The 19,253-nt window shown below is 63.2% G+C and carries 13 protein-coding genes, 1 pseudogene and 1 riboswitch; of the genes and pseudogenes, 7 read left to right on the forward strand and 7 right to left on the reverse strand.

Annotated features, from left to right (window positions below):
* The 7 genes and pseudogenes from AC1DD5_RS06750 to AC1DD5_RS06780 all read right to left on the reverse strand — a co-directional run.
* Positions 1-308, reverse strand: a pseudogene (locus tag AC1DD5_RS06750) (lipoyl synthase); the annotation flags it as partial.
* Positions 309-336: 28 nt separating this feature from the next.
* The gene (locus AC1DD5_RS06755; RefSeq protein WP_477520959.1) at positions 337-1,737 is read right to left on the reverse strand and encodes an L-serine ammonia-lyase; all 1,401 of its coding nucleotides are present in this window, start codon (positions 1,735-1,737) and stop codon (positions 337-339) included.
* Between the two features lie 414 nt (positions 1,738-2,151).
* Complete coding sequence (glyA, locus tag AC1DD5_RS06760; protein ID WP_477520960.1) at positions 2,152-3,471, reverse strand: serine hydroxymethyltransferase; 1,320 nt, start codon at positions 3,469-3,471, stop codon at positions 2,152-2,154.
* The gene (gene gcvH / locus AC1DD5_RS06765) at positions 3,468-3,851 is read right to left on the reverse strand and encodes a glycine cleavage system protein GcvH (protein ID WP_442004805.1); all 384 of its coding nucleotides are present in this window, start codon (positions 3,849-3,851) and stop codon (positions 3,468-3,470) included. Before gcvH ends, glyA begins: the two co-directional genes overlap by 4 nt.
* 413 nt (positions 3,852-4,264) lie before the next feature.
* A complete protein-coding gene (gcvT, locus tag AC1DD5_RS06770) occupies positions 4,265-5,401 on the reverse strand; it encodes a glycine cleavage system aminomethyltransferase GcvT (RefSeq protein ID WP_477520961.1) in 1,137 nt (378 codons plus the stop codon).
* 14 nt (positions 5,402-5,415) lie between these two features.
* Positions 5,416-8,262 (reverse strand): aminomethyl-transferring glycine dehydrogenase, encoded by a 2,847-nt coding sequence (gene gcvP / locus AC1DD5_RS06775; protein WP_477520962.1) that lies wholly within the window; start codon positions 8,260-8,262, stop codon positions 5,416-5,418.
* 148 nt (positions 8,263-8,410) lie between these two features.
* Positions 8,411-8,509: riboswitch (glycine riboswitch) on the reverse strand.
* A 74-nt stretch (positions 8,510-8,583) separates the two neighbouring features.
* Complete coding sequence (locus tag AC1DD5_RS06780) at positions 8,584-10,113, reverse strand: PucR family transcriptional regulator (RefSeq protein ID WP_477520963.1); 1,530 nt, start codon at positions 10,111-10,113, stop codon at positions 8,584-8,586.
* A gap of 178 nt (positions 10,114-10,291) precedes the next feature.
* Here AC1DD5_RS06780 and speB point away from each other — a divergent pair, with 178 nt between their 5' ends.
* The 7 genes from speB (at position 10,292) to AC1DD5_RS06815 (ending at position 19,154) form a co-directional block, all read left to right on the forward strand.
* The gene (gene speB, locus AC1DD5_RS06785) at positions 10,292-11,296 is read left to right on the forward strand and encodes an agmatinase (protein ID WP_477520142.1); all 1,005 of its coding nucleotides are present in this window, start codon (positions 10,292-10,294) and stop codon (positions 11,294-11,296) included.
* Positions 11,293-12,732: a purine-cytosine permease family protein gene (locus AC1DD5_RS06790; protein ID WP_477520964.1), complete on the forward strand. Its 1,440-nt coding sequence runs from the start codon at positions 11,293-11,295 to the stop codon at positions 12,730-12,732. The genes speB and AC1DD5_RS06790 overlap by 4 nt, the downstream gene beginning before the upstream one ends.
* Positions 12,733-12,744: 12 nt before the next feature.
* The gene (locus AC1DD5_RS06795) at positions 12,745-14,262 is read left to right on the forward strand and encodes an aminobutyraldehyde dehydrogenase (protein ID WP_477520965.1); all 1,518 of its coding nucleotides are present in this window, start codon (positions 12,745-12,747) and stop codon (positions 14,260-14,262) included.
* Entirely contained in the window at positions 14,259-15,584 is a 1,326-nt protein-coding gene (locus AC1DD5_RS06800) for a D-arabinono-1,4-lactone oxidase (protein ID WP_477520966.1), read from the forward strand. The genes AC1DD5_RS06795 and AC1DD5_RS06800 overlap by 4 nt, the downstream gene beginning before the upstream one ends.
* A 297-nt stretch (positions 15,585-15,881) precedes the next feature.
* Positions 15,882-16,334: a large conductance mechanosensitive channel protein MscL gene (mscL, locus tag AC1DD5_RS06805; protein WP_442004813.1), complete on the forward strand. Its 453-nt coding sequence runs from the start codon at positions 15,882-15,884 to the stop codon at positions 16,332-16,334.
* Between the two features lie 196 nt (positions 16,335-16,530).
* Positions 16,531-17,430, forward strand: coding sequence for an amino acid-binding protein (locus tag AC1DD5_RS06810; protein WP_477520967.1), 900 nt, complete (start codon positions 16,531-16,533; stop codon positions 17,428-17,430).
* Positions 17,431-17,804: 374 nt separating this feature from the next.
* Positions 17,805-19,154, forward strand: coding sequence for an MFS transporter (locus AC1DD5_RS06815; RefSeq protein WP_442017300.1), 1,350 nt, complete (start codon positions 17,805-17,807; stop codon positions 19,152-19,154).
* The last annotated feature ends 99 nt before the right edge of the window (positions 19,155-19,253 follow it).

Consider the following 19,253-nt stretch of genomic DNA (forward strand, 5'->3'; position numbering starts at 1 on the left):
GGTTCGAACATGTCCACCGGGGAGGGTTTGCCGGTATCGATCTGGCAGAAATCACAGCGCCGGGTGCATTCGGACCCGCCGATCAGGAACGTCGCTTCCTTGTCTTCCCAGCACTCGAAAATGTTCGGGCAGCCGGCCTCTTCACAGACAGTGTGCAGGCCTTCCTTTTTCACCAGGTTCTTCAACCCGACGAACTCCGGGCCCATCTGGACCTTGGCCTTGATCCACTCGGGCTTGCGTTCAACCGGGACAGCCGAGTTACGCTGCTCAACGCGCAGCAACTTACGGCCTTCAGGTGCCAGGGTCATGGGTTTACTTCCTTATTGGTTGAAAGACTCAGCATTCGACGACGTTCACGGCGAGGCCGCCCATCGCGGTTTCCTTGTACTTGGAGGACATGTCCTTGCCGGTCTCGCGCATGGTCACGATCACCTCATCCAGCGACACCCGGTGCGTCCCGTCACCCCAGAGCGCCATCTTCGCCGCGTTGATCGCCTTCGCCGCCGCGATCGCGTTCCGCTCAATACACGGAATCTGCACCAACCCTCCGATCGGGTCACACGTGAGCCCCAGGTTGTGTTCCATCGCGATCTCCGCCGCGTTCTCCACCTGACCCGGCGTACCACCCATCACCTCAGCAAGACCGGCAGCAGCCATCGACGACGCCGACCCCACCTCACCCTGGCAGCCCACCTCAGCCCCCGAAATGGACGCCTGCTCCTTGTACAACACACCCACCGCACCCGCGGCGAGCAGGAACTTCACCACCACATCGTCCCTGTCCTTTTGGGTGGCCTGATCCATGCCCGGGGCGTAGTTCAACGCGTAATACAACACCGCCGGAATGATCCCCGCAGCACCGTTCGTCGGCGCCGTCACCACCCGCCCGCCCGTGGCGTTCTCCTCATTGACCGCCAGGGCGATCAGGTTCACCCACTCCTGCCAATACTTCGGATCGTTGCGGTCCTTGTCTTCCTTCAACAACCGCTCCAACCAATCAGGAGCACGACGACGGACCTTCAAACCCCCGGGCAACACACCCTCACGCTTCAACGACGTCTCAACACACGCCTCCATCACATGCCAGATATGAAGCAAACCCTCCCGGATCTCCTCCTCACTCCGGGACGCACGTTCGTTGATGAACATGATCTCGCTGATCCCCAAGCCCTTGGACGCGCACCGGCCCAGCAACTCGGCAGCGGTCCGGAACGGCAACGGCAACTCCGCCTTCGTCTCCTCCAACTCCGCCCGGGCCGCGTCCTCCTCACCCTCGCGGACAATGAACCCGCCCCCGACCGAGAAAAACGTCGCCTCCCGCAGGATGTTGCCCACAGCATCAGCCACGGCAAACTTCATCCCATTCGTATGCCGCGGCAACACCGTCAACGGATGCAGGATCATGTCCTCCACGGCATATTCGAGAAGCTGTCCGCCAGCCAGATTGAGCTTCCCGGTCTCCGCGATGGAGGCCAACCGCTCCTCCACTTGGTCAGGCAGGATCTCCTCGGGGTCGAAGCCTTCCAGCCCAAGCAACACCGCGGTGAACGTGCCATGTCCCTTACCCGTCGCAGCCAACGACCCATATAAGTCAACCCGCAAGGACGCGACCGACCCGAGCACGCCGGACTCATTCAGCTCACGGGCGAACACCGCCCCAGCCCGCATCGGCCCCACAGTATGCGAACTCGACGGGCCAATGCCCACAGTGAACAGATCGAAAACACCAACAGCCATAGCCGTGATCCCTTTCAAAACAAAAGATGTCTAAAGCAACGCGGGGTCACTTATGGCCCCCAAACGCCCCCCACATGGGCCACAAGTGACCCCGCGTTGCATGAATCCCTGCCGCTCCCAAACCAACCCTGCGCCCACGGAACACCCTCGGCAGCCGGATCCATCCAACACAAGCCAACGAACCCCCGGTCCCGTCCCAACACGGCAACCCGACCATTGGCCCGGGCATCCGGACCGGCCGACCCAAGAGCTGCCCCTTCGGGTCCGGGCTCCGGCAGCATGCGTCTAAGGGAGCGTCACGTCCGCCCAGCGGGCGTCTACGCGACCGAGCATGCAGAGGAGGTCGGACTCGACGGGCGTTCCGAGCCCGACGACGAACCGAACCCGACGGGCGAACCGAACCCGATGGGCGACTTACGCGAGGTTCGAAACAGCCGGGTAGAGCGGATGCGCCTTCGCCAGCGCATCAACCCGGTGCCGCAACCCGGAAAGGTCCGCATCGGCGTCGGCAATCAGAACTTCGGCGATGATGTCCGCAACCTCGCGGAAGGCAGCTTCCCCGAATCCGCGTGTAGCGAGGGCCGGGGTGCCGATGCGCAGGCCGGAGGTGACCATGGGCGGGCGCGGGTCGAACGGGACGGCGTTGCGGTTGACGGTGATGTCGATCGCAGCGAGCCGGTCTTCGGCTTGCTGACCGTCGAGTTCGCAGTTGCGCAGGTCGACGAGCACCAAATGCACGTCCGTGCCGCCTGACACAACTGTGATCCCCTTTTCCACAACGTCCGGCTGGACCAGTCTTTCGGCAAGAATCCGGGCGCCAGCAAGGACGCGTTCCTGACGTTCCCGGAACTCCTCGGAAGCGGCGATCTTGAAGGCGACAGCCTTACCAGCGATTACGTGCTCCAGGGGACCACCTTGTTGGCCGGGGAACACGGCCGAGTTGATCCTCTTGGCGATGTCGGCGTCGTTGGAGAGGATGATGCCTCCACGAGGACCGGCGAGGGTCTTGTGCGTCGTCGACGTCGTGACGTGGGCATGCGGGACCGGCGACGGGTGCAGGCCAGCTGCAACCAATCCGGCGAAGTGCGCCATGTCCACCATGAGGTAGGCGCCCACGGAGTCAGCGATCCTGCGGAATTCGGCGAAGTCCAACTGCCGCGCGTAAGCGGACCAGCCGGCAACAATCAGAGCCGGCTTGTGCTCCTGGGCCAGCCGCTCCACTTCGGCCATGTCCACGGTGTGGGTGTCCTCGCGGACGCCGTACGGGACCACGTTGTAGAGCTTGCCGGAGAAGTTGATCCTCATGCCGTGGGTCAGGTGGCCGCCGTGGGCCAGGTTCAGGCCCATGATGGTGTCGCCCGGCTTGATCAGCGCGTGCATCACCGACGCGTTGGCCTGCGCACCGGAGTGAGGCTGGACGTTCGCAAATTCGGCGCCGAACAGGGACTTGATGCGGTCGATCGCGAGCTGCTCGATCACGTCGACGTGCTCGCAACCACCGTAGTACCGCTTGCCCGGGTAGCCTTCGGCGTACTTGTTGGTCAGCACGGAGCCCTGAGCCTGCATCACAGCAACCGCCGTGTGGTTCTCTGAGGCGATCATTTCCAGGCCGTCGCGCTGGCGGCCCAGTTCGTCGTCGATCTTTGCGGCGATCTCAGGGTCCAGGTCCGCCAAGTGCGCATCCAACGACGCCGACACGACCTGCTCGAATTCGGTCACGGCTGCCGGGTTCACAGTTCTCCACCGTTCGTTGCAGCGTATTCTTCGGCCGACATGAGTGGGCCTTCTTCCGTGGCGGCCACCTTGAACAGCCAGCCGGCACCATAGGGATCGTTGTTGATCAGGGCCGGATCATCGACGACGGCGTCGTTGATCTCGGTCACCTCACCGGTAACAGGCGAGTACAGGTCAGACACGGACTTCGTGGACTCAACTTCACCGCAGGTCTCCCCCGCAGTCACGGTCGAACCGACCTCGGGCAGATCCACATAAACAATGTCGCCCAAGGCATCCGCAGCGACCGCAGAGATCCCGATCCCCACAGGCCCGGCGCCATCCGAAGCAACCCATTCATGCTCGGCCGAATACTTCAGCTCGGCAACTACTTTGCTCATTCCAATTCCTAACTTCTTGTGTGTTTTGAAAACTGTTCGTGATCCCGGCGGTACTTGGGTTGGGTGCCGGACACCGAATTCCTCCGCGTGCTCGGTCGCGAGGACGCCCGCTGAGCGGACGTGTCGCTTCCTTAGACGCACGCTTCCGGAATCCGGCTCCCCACGGCTGGCCCACACTTTATGGACCGCTCACCTTCAGAAAAGCCCGCGAACCAAGGCATTGGAAGCCGCCTTTCAGCAGGTCGCCTCGGTCTACTGGTCCCCGTGCGCAAGGTGAGCCGCACGGCCCCTGTGGTGCCGGCCTCCGGCAGCATGCGTCTAAGGGAGCGTCGGGTCCGCTCAGCGGGCCCCTTCGCGACCGAGCATGCAGAGGAGGTCGGCACCACCGAGCTGGATGCCACTCCCGACGGGACCTACTTAGCTCGCTTGTAGAACGGCAGAGCTACGACTTCGAACGGCTCGGACTTGCCCCGGAGGTCCACTTCGACGATCGTTCCCGGCGCTGAATGTTCGACGTCGACGTACGCCAAGGCGATCGGGTAACCGAGTGTTGGGCTCGGCTGGCCGGAGGTGACTTCGCCGATGAGCGAGCCGTCCTTGAGGACCGAGTAGTGGCCGCGGGCTGCACGACGGCCTGTACCTTTGAGGCCGACGAGCTTTTGGCCGATGGTGGATCCGACGCCGGCAGCCTTGATAGCGGTCAGGGCTTCCTTGCCGATGAAGTCGCTTTCCTTGGCGAGGGAAACCACGGGGCCCAGTCCTGCGGCGTAGGCGTTGACGTAGCGGGAGAGTTCGTTGCCGTAGAGCGGCATCCCGGCTTCGAGGCGGAGGGAGTCACGTGCGGCAAGGCCTGCGGGGATGAGCCCGTGGCCCTCGCCGACTTCGAGGAGTGCTTCCCACAGGCCAGCTGCGTCAAGGTTGGGGATGTAGATCTCGAAGCCGTCCTCGCCGGTGTAGCCGGTGCGGGCGAGCAGCAGGTCCTGCCCGTTAATGGAGACTTCAACGGCCGCGTAGTAATTCAGTTCGGTCACCAGGGCATGCTGCTCGGCGGGAACCAAGGTCAGCAGAATGGCTTCGGCGTTCGGACCCTGTACTGCGATCAGTGACGTCTCGGCGGAGGCGTCGTCAACTACGACGTCGAAGCCGCCCGCCCGCTCCAGCAAGGCTGCGGCAACTACCTTGGCGTTGCCCGCATTCGGGACCACGAGGTACTGATCCACGCCTTCTTCGGTAGAGGGTCGACGGTAGGAGATGAGGTCGTCGATGATGCCGCCGTCGGCGTTGCAGATCAACGAGTACTTGGCCTTGCCGACGGCGACCGCAGACAACTTGCCCACCAGCGCGAAGTCCAGGAACGCTGCCGCGTCCGGGCCGCTGACCCAGACCTCGCCCATGTGGGAGAGGTCGAACAAGCCGGCGGAGTTCCGGACTGCATGGTGCTCAGCAAGCTCGGACTCGTATTTGAGGGGCATCTGCCAGCCGCCGAAGTCCGTGAAGGACGCGCCGGCCTTTTTGTGCTGCTCGTAAAGAGCGGTGTGGTTCTCAGTCATGTCAGGACCGTCCCTTAGTTTTCGAAGTCCGTGAGCGGAGGGCAGGAGCACACCAGGTTACGGTCCCCCGCGGCGCCATCAACGCGGCCGACCGGCGGGAAGTACTTGTCCTGCTTGAGGTGGGGGACAGGGAACGCTGCCTGCTCACGCGGGTAGTCGCGGTCCCATGCAGAACTCACGACGGCGGCAGCCGTGTGCGGCGCGTTGCGCAGCGGCGAGTTCTCAACAGTGAAATCGCCGCTGGCGACCTGCTCGATTTCGCAACGGATGGTGATCATGGCCTCGATGAAACGGTCGATCTCAGCCAGGTCCTCGGACTCGGTCGGCTCCACCATCAAAGTGCCCGCAACGGGGAACGCAAGGGTGGGAGCGTGGAAACCGAAGTCAATGAGGCGCTTGGCAACATCCTCCGCGGTAACGCCCGTGCGGGCAGTCAGCTCACGGAGGTCCAGGATGCATTCGTGGGCAACAAGTCCACCTTCGCCGGTGTACAGGACCGGGAAGTGCTCATCCAAGCGGGAGGCAACGTAGTTGGCCGCGAGCAGCGCGGACTTGGTCGCTTCCGTGAGGCCCTGGCCGCCCATGAGCTTCACGTAGGCCCAGGAAATCGGGAGGACGCCAGCGGAGCCGTAGCGGGATGCCGAAATGGCCACGCCACCTTCAGACGAAACGTTGTTCGCGTCACCGGGCATGAACGGCGCCAGGTGGGCCTTGGCCGCGACCGGGCCGACCCCGGGTCCGCCACCGCCGTGCGGGATGCAGAACGTCTTGTGCAGGTTCAGGTGCGAGACGTCGCCGCCGAACTTGCCCGGCTGGGCGAGCCCAACGAGTGCGTTGAGGTTTGCACCGTCAACGTACACCTGGCCGCCAGCAGCGTGGATAGAGTCGCAAACCTCGCGGACATCGGCGTCGTACACACCGTGCGTGGACGGGTAGGTGATCATGATGCAGGACAGGACGTCCTTGTTGGCCTCGATCTTGGCCGCCAGATCAGCGTGATCGATGGTGCCATCGGGAGCGGTGGCCACTACAACCACCTTCATGCCGGCAAGCACAGCAGATGCTGCATTCGTGCCGTGCGCAGAAGCGGGGATCAGGCACACGTTGCGCTGCTCGTCGCCGCGGGAAAGGTGGTAACCACGGATCGCGAGGAGCCCTGCGAGCTCGCCCTGGGAACCGGCATTCGGCTGGATGGAGACCTGATCGTAGCCGGTGATCTCAGTCAGGTCGGCTTCCAGGTCCTCAATCAGTTCACGCCAGCCCGCCGTCTGGTGGTCAGGAGCGAACGGGTGGATCGAGGCGAACTCGGGCCACGAAATTGCTTCCATCTCGGCGGTTGCGTTGAGCTTCATGGTGCAGGAGCCCAGCGGGATCATGGTGCGGTCCAAGGCGAGGTCACGGTCGGACAGCTTGCGGATATAGCGCAACAGCTGCGTCTCGGAACGGTGCGTGTTGAACACTGGGTGTTGTAGGAAATCACTCGTGCGGAGCACATCAGACGGCAGCTCAAACCCTGCAGCGTCCTTCACCGGACCGGCACCAAAGGCGACGGCTACCGCGGAGAGCACCTCCGGCGTCGTGGTTTCATCGAGGGAAACGCCAACGGTGTCTGCATCGACGAACCGGAGGTTGATACCGCGGGCTTCGGCAGCGGAGATGACTTTGTCAGCCTTGCCGGGTACGCGGACGGTGAGGGTGTCGAAGAAGACGTCGGAGACGAGCTCGCGGCCCGCCTTCTGCAGCGTCGCGGCCAAAACACGAGCGTGGCCGTGGACGGTTTCGGCGATCGCCTTCAGGCCTTCGGGACCGTGGTAAACCGCGTACATCGAGGCCACGATCGCGAGCAGTGCCTGGGCCGTGCAGATGTTGGACGTGGCCTTCTCGCGTCGGATGTGCTGCTCGCGGGTCTGCAGCGCCAGGCGGTACGCGGGGATGCCGGCGTTGTCCTTGGAGACGCCCACGATGCGGCCCGGAAGCGTGCGCTCCATGCCTTCCCGCACGGCCATGTACGCAGCGTGGGGGCCGCCGAAGAACAGCGGAACACCGAAGCGCTGCGCAGTTCCGACGGCGACATCGGCACCTTGTTCGCCCGGGGGCGTGATGAGGGTGAGCGCCAAAAGGTCGGCAGCGACAGTGACCAGCGCACCTCGTTCCTTGGCCGCCGCGATGACGATGGAGTGATCGAACACGCGGCCGGAAACGCCGGGCTGCTGCAGGACGATGCCGTTGATGTCGCCGTCGGGCAGTCCGAGCGAAAGGTCAGCAATCTCCACTTCGAAGCCCAGCGCTTCGGCCCGGCCCTTCACGATCGCGATGGTCTGCGGTAGGAGGTCGGCGTCCAGGACGGTCTTTCCGTCCTTGGCAGTTTTGGACTTGTTGGCGCGGCGCATCAGCAGTACGGCCTCGGCTACAGCCGTTGCTTCATCCAGCAGTGAAGCGTTGGCTACCGGCAGCCCCGTGAGATCCTGGACCATGGTCTGGAAGTTCAGGAGAGCTTCGAGGCGGCCCTGCGAAATCTCGGGCTGGTAAGGCGTGTACGCCGTGTACCAGGCCGGAGCCTCGAGGATGTTGCGGCGGATAACCGGGGGCGTGACGGTGTCGTAGTAGCCCTGGCCGATCATCTGGACAGCGGTCTTGTTCTTGGACGCGAGCTTGCGGAGCTCGGCGAGGACCTGCACCTCAGTGAGGGCATCCTGCAACTTGAGCGCGGTGTCCTGGCGGATGGAATCGGGGACCGCAACATCTACCAGGCCGTCTACGGAGTCGTAGCCGATTGCCTTGAGCATGGTGTCAACGTCGGCCTGGCGCCGTGCGCCGATGTGCCGGTCCGCGAAAGCGGTGGGGGTTGATTGAACAGTCAAGAGGAACTCCATGATTCAGGCGCCCTATGTGCGCCACGATGATGTGGGTTCCTCCCCGCTCTGTATTGGACCTGAGAGATTCCGCAGGAATGGTTGCCTGCTTGCACCGTCGGTGAGCCCAGTTACCTGGACTTCTTTCCAGAGTTGCCTCGCCGTGGCGGTACGTGGGCCTGAGAGATTCCTGGGGAGGATTTGCTCCTACGGCGCCTGACTGGATGTACCGGCAGGACTCTCCCGCCACAGATCAAAAGCATTGCGTCACCTGGGTGACACGGTTCACACCATAGCGGGTTATCTGGAAAAAGCGCAAGCAAGGGATACCTACCGATGCATTGCCTCGTGGATCTGGAGCGCGAACCACAACTGGGCGACCGTGGAGGTTTCACTCATGTCCAGCCCCGTCAATTCACCGATTTTCCGCATCCGATAGATGATGGTTTGCCGGTGCGCGAACAAGGCTGCGGCAGTCTTTTGCCACGAACGCTGCGAGTCCAAATAGGTCCTCAGCGTGACGAGGAGATCGCCCTCCTGGCTCTGCTCGTAATCGAAAATCGGCCCCAGGAGACGCCGGACCAGCGCAGTCCCTTCCTCGAAACCTGTCAGCCCGAGCCACGACGGTCCCTGCGCATATCGGGCCAGGCCAAGCTTGTTCGCCCGGGCCGAACCGAGCGCCCAGAGGGACTCCTGCAGCGCGCGCTGAATGCCGGCCACTGCCGCCGGAGCGCTGATTCCGATCGCTGCATCCGCCCCGGCGCAATGGACCAGGATGTCGTCCGGAACATCAGAAGGGATCACAACGTGCAGGCGGCTATTCCGCTTCAAAGAAGCCGACGCAACCCCGTGCCGCCACAGTTCGATGTGCACGTTGGCCAGCCTGTCGCCGTCGTTCGCTGCCTGGGCCAGCCCCGCAGCGGGCGCCATATCCGCTGACATAGAGGCGAGCAGGAAGTCCTGTGGCGGAACCCCAAAAGTTGCCAGCCGACTCTCCATTTCGGCCGCGCCCAAGCGCCCATCCATGGCCTGCAGCAGGAACTCGCCTGCCAGTCGGTGGCGGCCTTCCAACGACAAAACGATGCGCGAGAGCTGCAGTCCCAGCACGGTCGCGGCGTGCAGGAGTACGACGGCGTCCGGGTGCGGTTCGCTCTTGGGCAGCACCACGAGGAGCGCGTTGGCGTGGGTCGGGATGTCCATGGTCAGCACGTGCCGGCCCCTGATCCGGTGCCACTGGAAATTCTTGCCCGCCAGGGACACCTGCCCGGAAAGCGGCGCCCATTCATCCGCGAGGAACTCCGGGAGCCGCTGGCCTTCGGGGTGCCAGGGATGGAGGCAGCGGCGGTCCACCACGAACAGTTCCGCGTCCAGTTCAGTGGCAAGCCGTTGGACCAGGCTCTGCCAATGGTCCTCGGAGGCTCCGGCCGTGCGAAGAAGGTCATAAACCCTTGCCGTCTGCCGCAGGCGCCGCGACTCTTCGAGCAGGGAAGATTCGGCAACCGAGCGGGCGATCGCAATGAACGGCAGCGGGTACGGGACGTTGATCAGTGGCAACGGCAGCCGATCGCAGGCCGTCAGGAACTCCTGCGTCAGCGGGGGCGCGTGCATCTTCTCGCCGATCGCCAAGGCGCTTGCCCCGCTGTCCATGAGTGCCTCTGCGAGCGCCACTTGTCCCTCGGCGTCTGCGGGAATCGACAGCCCATTGGTCATCATGAGCTCGCCGCCGGTGACCCATTCCCACAGCCTGGGCAGGTCAGAAGTGTGGGCCCAGGTGATCCGGTTGTCGCGGCCTGTGTCACCGGCCAGGAGGGTGAGCCCCAGCTGCGGTTCAGCCACGAGCTCGGCGACGGTGATTGCCATCGGATGGGGTCCTGACTCTATGATTCCGGGGGCCGTTTCGGACAGTTTAGACATTCGTCTAAGCGCCTCGGCCATTTGTAGTCAATGTACCGCTATTCGCCGTGACCCGCGTCACGAAGAATGGAATTACTTACTTCCCGCTCAATGGCGAGCACCCCCTCACACCAAGGATCCGTCAATGACAATTCACAAGCCCATCGGCCCTGTCGACGCAACCAAAGTCCCGCGGTATGCCGGCCTCGGCACCTTCGCCCGCCTCCCCCAAATCGACCGGGTTCCGGACTACGACATTGCGATCGTCGGTGTCCCGTTCGACGGCGGAACCTCCTTCCGGCCCGGCGCCCGTTTCGGTCCTGCCGCGGTTCGCGAGGCCTCGCGTCTCCTCCGCCCGGGCTACCACCCGGAGCTCGACGTCGAACCTGTTTACGAAGCCCAGGTTGTTGACGCCGGCGACATCGCCTGCACTCCCTACGACATCACCCGGGCGGTCCGTGAGATCGAGGAGCAGGCGTTGCCCCTGATCAGTGAGGACAAGCGGCTGATCTCGATCGGCGGCGACCACACGATTGCCTTGCCCATGCTGCGGGCGCTGAACAAGGTCCATGGCCCGGTGGCGTTGCTGCACTTCGACGCTCACCTGGACACGTGGGACACCTACTTTGACCAGCCCATCACGCACGGAACCATCTTCCGCCGGGCGTTCGAGGAGGGCCTCCTTGTGGAGGACAAGTCCATGCACGTCGGCATCCGCGGCCCGGTGTATGACCGCAACGATTTCCTCCGCGACCACGAATTCGGGTTCCAGATCATCCGCTGCTCGGACCTGGATGTCATCGGCGTCCCGGCTGCAATCCAGCAGGTGAAGGACAGGCTCGGCGATACCCCCGTCTACGTCTCCATCGACATCGACGTCCTCGACCCCGCGTTCGCACCCGGCACAGGCACTCCGGAGATGGGCGGGCTCCACTCCCGCGAACTCCTGGCCCTGCTCCGCGGCCTGAACGGCATCAACATTGTGGGCGCCGACGTCGTCGAGGTCGCTCCGGCCTACGACCATGCGGACATCACAACCGTCGCCGCGGCCACGCTCGTCTTCGACCTTCTCGGCCTGATGGTGAACCGCAGCAAAGCCACCAGCTCTGCTGTCCGTGAACTGGCTTCGACATCCCGGAGTGCGTCATGAGCACCGTGCCAACAACCGAAGTTCCCCGCCTCGAGGACAAAACCATCCAGCCGATCCCGCTCAACGAGCGCCACGGCAAGGCCCGGGACCTCTTCACCATCTGGTTCGGTTCCAACATCATGATCATGACCATCGTGACCGGCGGGCTCGCCACCACGGTGTTCGGCCTCGGGTTCGTGCCGGCGCTGGTGGGCATCATCATCGGCAACATAGTGGGCGGCGTCTTCATGGCGCTGCACTCGGCCCAAGGTCCGCAGCTTGGTGTGGCGCAGATGATCCAGACCCGCGGCCAGTTCGGCTCCTTCGGCGCCCTGTTGATCGTGGTCATCGTGGTGGTCATGTACGTCGGCTTCTTCGCCGCCAACCTTGTCTTTGGCGGAGAAGCAATGGCCGCCGTCAGCCCCGGCATCAGCGTGGATGGCGGCATCATCATCATCGGCGTGGTCAGCGTTATCGCCACGATTTTCGGCTATCGGCTCATTCACGCTTATGCCCGCGTCCTCAGCGTCGCGGCGGGCCTGGCGTTGTTGCTCGCGTTCGTCTGGATCCTGGTGGTCCACGGCCTTCCCGCCAGCTTCCTTGGGGAGGGCAACTTCAACTGGGTCGGCTTCATGGGGACCATCTCCGTCTCGGCCCTGTGGCAGTTGGCCTACGCACCCTACGTCTCGGACTACTCCCGCTACATGCCGCAGGGCACGGGGTCAGCACCGGCGTTCTGGGCTTCCTACTCGGGCTGCGTCCTGGGAACGTTGTTCCCCATGATCCTCGGCGCCTTGGTGGGCACCCTCGCCATGACCATGAGCGCCGACAACGTCGAAATCGTTGGCAGCCTGGGCGCTTTGCTGCAGCCCTGGACCCTGATCATCGTGGGAATCTTCTGCCTGGGAGTCGCGGCCTCGAACGCCATGAACCTCTACTGCGGCGTCCTGTGCACCTTGACCATCGGCCAAACATTCAAGCCCTCGTGGTTGCCACGGGCCAAGACCCGCACCGTGGCGGCGATCATCCTCTTCGTCGTCGCTGTCTCGATCGCCTTGTTCGCCCGCGACAACTTCATCCTCTTCTACACCAACTTCCTCTCCTTCCTGATGTACGTCCTGGTCCCCTGGACTGCCATCAACCTGGTGGACTACTACCTTCTGCGGCACGGCGACTACCGGGTTGAAGACTTCTTCAAGCGCGACGGCGGCGTGTACGGGCGGTTCAATTGGGTCGCCATCAGCTCCTACCTGGCAGGCGCCCTCATCCAGGTTCCCTTCTCGGCCACCGCAATCTACACCGGCCCCATGGCCACCGCGTTGGGCGGCGTGGACATCTCCTGGATCGTCGGCCTGGTGGTAGTTGCTCCCCTCTACTACTTCGCGGCGCGCGTCTTCCGTCAAAAATCAGAAGCCGCCTCACTTTCTTCCGCTGCCCTCACCCCAGACCTCATCTGAAAGCGAATTGTCATGACCCTCACAGACACTGCCCACCCGGAAACCGTCCAGTTCACTGTTCGACGCATCAGTGCTGACCACGCCGGGAACCTGCCTTTACCTCCGGCCGGGCACTTCATCAACGGATCTTTCGTCCCAGGCTCCAACGGTGACCTGATCGACGTCGTGGATCCCACCAACGAGCAGGTCATCGCCTCAGTGCAGGCGGGCACCGCGGATGATGTCGACGCCGCCGTCCAGGCCGCCGTCGTCGCCCAAAAGACCTGGGGTGCCACTACCCCCAAGGAGCGCGCGGACGTCCTGAACCTGATCGCCAACATCATTGAAGAGAACCGGCAGGCGTTCGAGCTCATTGAGTCCGCCAATACCGGCAAGCCGCAGGCGGTATCTGAGGACGATGTCACCAGCACCATCGACACGTTCCGCTTCATGGCCGGCGCCTCCCGCACGCTGACGTCCATGGCCGGCGGCGACTATGCCACTGACCACACCTCAGTGATCCTCCGGGAACCCGTGGGCGTCGTCGGGGTCATCACCCCTTGGAACTACCCGCTGCTGATGGCTGCCTGGAAGGTCGCACCGATTCTGGCTGCCGGCAACAGCATCGTCCTCAAGCCGTCCGAGCAAACGCCGTTGTCCACCCTGAAGCTGGCGGAATTGCTCGCCGGACGCATCCCTGATGGGATCCTCAACGTAGTCACGGGCCAGGGCCGAACTGTGGGACAGCGGCTTTCGGAGCACCCGGACATCGCCCTCGTTGCCTTGACCGGCAGCGTCGTGAGCGGCCAGGCTGTCGCCGAAACTGCGGCCAAGTCCGTCAAGCGCGTCCACTTGGAACTTGGCGGCAAGGCGCCGGTTGTTGTCTTCCCCGACGCCGATCTCCGCGCCGCTGCGGCCGGTGTGCGCAACGCCGGCTTCTGGAACGCCGGCCAGGACTGCGGTGCTGCCTGCCGCGTGCTGGTGCACGAGTCCGTAGCCGAGGAATTCACCGAGCACCTGGTCCGGGAGGTTGGCACCCTGGTGGTAGGGGCCCCCGAGGCTGGGGACGACGTCGAAATCGGTCCTATGATTTCCCGGCCCCACTTTGAACGCGTCAAGGAATCCTTGGCCGAAGCCCGCGAGGCGGGGCTCCACGTGGCCATTGGTGGCTCGGCGCTGGAAGGACCCGGCTACTTCATCGAGCCCACTGTCATCTCCGACGTTCCCGCAGGAGCCCCCATCGCCACGCACGAGATCTTCGGCCCCGTGGTCACCGTGGAGACCTTCAGCACCACCGAAGAAGCCGTGACCCGCGCGAACGAGAGCCCCTACGGCCTGTCGGCCTCCGTCTGGACGCGTGACTCGAGCCTTTCCCTGCGGATTCCGAAGCAACTGGACTTCGGCACGGTCTGGGTCAATGCACACCTGGTCCTGGCGTGCGAGGTACCGTGGGGCGGATTCAAGGGATCCGGTTACGGCCGCGACCTCTCGCTCTACGCCCTGGACGATTACTCACGTACCAAGCACGTGATGATCAACCACGGCGCATGAGCATTCAGACAAGCAACGGAGCTTTCACCATGACCACCAATGTTTCCCGCCCGACATCCCTGCCAGGTGCGGCCACGCCTTCAGCCCCCTTCGGGACGGACGTGACCTGGACCAACTGGGGCGGAAACCAGAGCGCGACGCCCGCCTTCACCGTTCGGCCGAGGAATGAGCAAGAAGCGCTCGACGCCGTCCGTTTCGCCATCCGCGAAGGGTTGCCTGTGCGGGCTGTCGGTTCAGGGCACTCGTCCTCACCGCTGGTTCAGACTGGCGGAGTGTTGATGGATATGTCCGGGCTTTCGGCGATCACGGGCACCGATAAGACCGGGCGTCGCGCCAGGGCCCTCGCCGGAACCACCATCAACGCTTTCGGCGATGCCCTGTGGGAGCAGGGGCTGGCTTTGGGGAACCAAGGCGACATCGACAAGCAACAGATCGCCGGCGCCCTGGCCACCAGCACCCACGGTTCGGGCAAAAACCTGGGCAGTTTCTCCTCCAACCTTCGCTGGGTGAAGCTGATCAATGGCTACGGCGAGATCGTGGAAATCGGGGAGGGCCAACTCCGCGAACTCCGGGCTGCACAGGTCGCGTTGGGCACGCTGGGGATCTTCCTGGAAGTGGAACTGGCTGTTGAGGACAGCTACTACCTTCAGGAGCAGATCACCTACCCCACGTGGGAGGAAACCACGGCTACATGGCAGACCGATATCGATTCCAACAGGCACTACTCCTTCCTTTGGTGCCCGGAGGACGATTCCTGCGAGCTTCTGGACCTCCCTGGTTCACCAGACCACGCTATGGGCGACCGCAGCTACACCAAGCGGTACAACATTGTGGACGTCCAGGACGAACGCGAGCTCTCCGCCGTCGAGGGTGCCCGGCTGGATCGCTCCTACCGGATCTACCCGGGCGGCTTCACTACCCAGTTCCACGAGCTCGAGTACTTCGTCCGCAGCGAGGATGGATTGGTGGCGGTCGAGGCCATCCAGGACCTGATCCGCACTAAATACCCCGAGCAGAAGTACCCGGTGGAGGTCCGCTGGGTGAAGTCCGACGACGCCTACATGTCCCAGTTCCAAGGGCGCGACAGCACTGTCATCACCCTGACGACCGAGCCTGGAACCGATTACTGGCAGTTCTTCCGGGACGCCGACGCTGTTCTGCAGGAGTTCGAGCCGAGGGCCCACTGGGGGAAGATCCACTTCATGACCCGGGGCCGCCTTGAGCGTCTCTACCCCGAGTTGGACACCTTCATCCAAGTCCGCCGCGAGTTCGACCCCAGGGGAATGTTCCTCAACGACCACACCCGCGCCCTGCTCGCCTGACCGAGCAACACGATGTGAGAGACCATTCTCGAAAACAGGCCACGATGTGAGAGAGCATCGATCAAACCCGATGCTCTCTCACATCCCCACCCCCTCCCAGGATCCCTCTCTCACATCCACACCCCCTCCCGGCATCCCTCTCTCACATCCACACCCCCTGGCGGCATCCCTCTCTCACATCCACACGCCCTCCCGGCATCCCTCTCTCACATCACGTTGACACCCTTTTGAAACCTTGGAGTGGTAGTTTGTTCTCTGCTTGAGCCAGACACCCGCACCCAATCGGAGGACATTTCCATGCTTAAGGGTTTCAAGGACTTCATACTTCGCGGCAACGTGATCGAACTGGCTATTGCCGTGGTCATCGGCAGTGCGTTCACCGCACTCGTTGCGGCTTTCACCACCAACATCATCAACCCCGTCATCGCGGCTGCGGGCGGCGTGAACGCCGACGGTCTGGGCTTCCGGATCTGGCAGGACAACCCCGCTACGTTCATCAACTTTGGTGCCGTGCTCACGGCAATGGTGACCTTCGTGATCACCGCCGGAGTGGTCTACTTCATCTTCGTAGCGCCCATGAACAAGATCAATTCAATGGTCAAGAACCGCCTCTCCACCGAGGAACCCGAAGAAGAGCCACTGCCGGCTGACACCGCCCTCCTGGCCGAAATCCGCGACCTCCTGAAGGATGCAGCGGCCCATCGTGGCACCGGACGGGGTTCGGATCTGGATTCGGATTCCGTCCACTAAGACAAATTCCCCGAGCGCTCCTTCCCGGTTGCTTCACATAGCCCGGCGTTCTCCCCGCGAGAACGCCGGGCTTTTGCGTTGCCAGCGTGGTGCGGGCAGGTAGTAAGTGGGCAGGAATTCAGCCGTTCGACGCCAGTAACCAGAAACGTGACGCGCAGGCAACCCTCACGAAACAGGCGTCGGGCAGCATGAAATCATGAAGCCCAAAGCGAGCTCTCCCGTCACCGCGGATCTCCGATGCGATGTCTGCGGTCAACTGCCGGAACCTCCCAAGGCCCGGCTCACCCTGGCCAACATCGCGGTGATGCTTCCCATTGAGCTGCTGGTTCACGCCGCGGTTGTGGAAACTCATCTCCCCTATGTGGCCAAGGTCCTGCTGCTGACAGTGACTGCAACAGTGCTGGTTATCTGGGTGGCCGAACCGTCGGCCGCCAAGGTTCTCCGCCGCTGGTTGCATGCCCCTGCCCTCCGCCAGCGGCACAAGCTACATGCGGCCCCGTCTTTGTGGCGTGCTCGGGTCACGCTGCGGGACCAACCCGGTTCCCTGCAGAAAATCACCCAGTCCCTGGCCAAGCTGGAGACGAATATCCTCAGCATTCACGTTCACCCGATGGACGGCCCGGCCCGCGACGGATCAGAAGTCTCGCAAATAGTGATGGATGAGTTCGTCCTCTCCGCCCCGGGTGAGGTCACTGAACACGAACTGCTGAAAGCGCTCGACGACGGCGGCGGGCGTGAGTCCCACGTGTGGCCTACCACGGCACTCGCCATGGCTGATGGTCAAACCAAGGCGCTGAGCCTCGCCACCCGTATTGCCGGGAATCCGAATGAGCTTCCACACGCGGTCGCCGAACTGCTGTCCGCGAAAGTAGTTCCCAACGATCCAGAGAATCCGGCACCCGAGGCGAGTGCCGGCGTCGGGCCTTCAACGGACATCCTCAAGATTCCAACAGCATGGCATGGACCTCTGGTCTTCTCCCGTCCAGGCGAGCCATTCACGCCCGCAGAGTCTGCCCGCGCGCACCGGCTTGCTGAGCTCGCGGAGATTTTGGCATACAGTCCTGACGCATCCACAAGTTCGGCATACCAGCGCTAATCAGCACTCCTTCCCAGTTACCGCCCCCGAAAGCCGGGAATTTCCCAGGAAACACCGGGTTTTCGTGTGTCTACGTAGGAGTAGCCGGGAAGGAGCGCGCGCCAGCCAGCCTGCCCAGTCACATTGCGTTTTCAGATTGGGTATACCAAAACTCTTGACAGTGCCGCTCGTCACATCTAACTTAGATTTTGGGATCCCAAAACGGGATCCCAAATGGACCCGCTACCGGCTGCGGCCCCCGCCACCAAAAGGACAGGGATCGCAACAGTTGCCGCCGGCACGGATCCAGCTGAAGCGATATCGCGCCCCGGCTCATCCCCCAAAGACATACCCCAAGACATTCCACCCCTGTTGACTCCTCTGAAGGAGAAGCTGTGTCTCCCCAAAACACCCAACTGGCAACCCAGGAAAACCAGGAAAACGAGCCCAAAACCGGCAAGGACGGCGTGCAGCGACGCACCAACGTCCGCTGGAAGCTCTTCATCCTGCTCCTGGTCCTTGTCTCGGTCAACTACATTGACCGTGGATCCATCTCCGTAGCCCTGCCCATCATCCAGAAGGAATTCAACCTCCCGCCCGAGCTTGTGGGGCTTCTGTTGTCGGCATTCTTCTGGACCTATGCCCTGATGCAAATCCCCGTCGGTCTGTTGATCGACAAGTTTGGCCCACGCAAAGTGGTCACCGCATCCTGCATTGGCTGGGGCGCCGCTACCGCCGCCTCGGGTTTCGCCGGCGGATTCCTCAGCATGTTCATCGCCCGCCTGGGCATCGGCGTGACGGAGGCAGGTGTCATGCCTGCCGGCGGTAAGCTCAACGCCATCTGGATGCACAAGAAGGAACGTGGCCGCGGCGCCACCATCCTCGACGCCGGTGCTCCCCTGGGTGCTGGCCTCGGCGGCATCCTCATCACCTGGTTGATTGCCTCCACCGGCAGCTGGCGGATGTCCTTCATCATCGCCGGCGCCCTCACGATTCTCATGGGCCTGGCCGTCTGGTGGTACGTCCGCGACAACCCCCGTCAGCACAAGAGTGTCAACAACGCCGAAGCTGACTACATCGAGGCTTCACACGCCGAGGACGACGCTGAAGCTGCCAAGGAAGGTGCGCAAGGCAAGCGCGCCCTGCTGCCCTACCTGAAGTTCCGTTCCTTCTGGGCAATGTGCTTCGGCTGGCTCGGCTTCAACGGCGTGTTCTACGGCCTGCTCACGTGGGGCCCGCTGTACCTGGCTCAAGCCAAGGGCTTCGATCTGAAGACCATCGGCTGGTCCACGTTTGTGATCTTCGGCGCCGGGTTCGTCGGCGAAATCCTCGGTGGCATCATCGCCGACAAATGGCGGGCGTCCGGTGCTTCGGCCAACCGGGTCATGCGCACTCTCCTGGGTATCTCCAGCGTCGTAGTGGTGGGCGGCCTCGTAGGCGTCACGGTCGTCGCAGACCCGATCACCGCCGTCGTGCTTCTCTCGGTAGTCCTGTTCTTCCTGCGCTGGGTTGGCCTGTTCTGGTCCATCCCGTCCATCCTGGGCGGCCGCACGAATGCGGGCGTACTCGGCGGGGCCATGAACTTCAGCGGCAACATCGCCGGATTCGTCACCCCGATTGTGGTAGGCCTGATTGTCGGGGCCACCGGCTCTTACACCTGGGCTCTGCTGTACTTTGTTGGATCCGCCGTGATCATGGGCATCTCCGTCCTGGTCCTGGATTACAACAAGCGACTCCCGGTCTAACTCGCCTGACCGGGCTGGCCTGACGGTACTGAACCGCCGGATGGCCGGAAGCCCACCTGGTCGCCGGGCGCACTGCCTCACACATCACGAAATGGAGCT

Source organism: Paenarthrobacter sp. 10L420 (assembly GCF_056395385.1).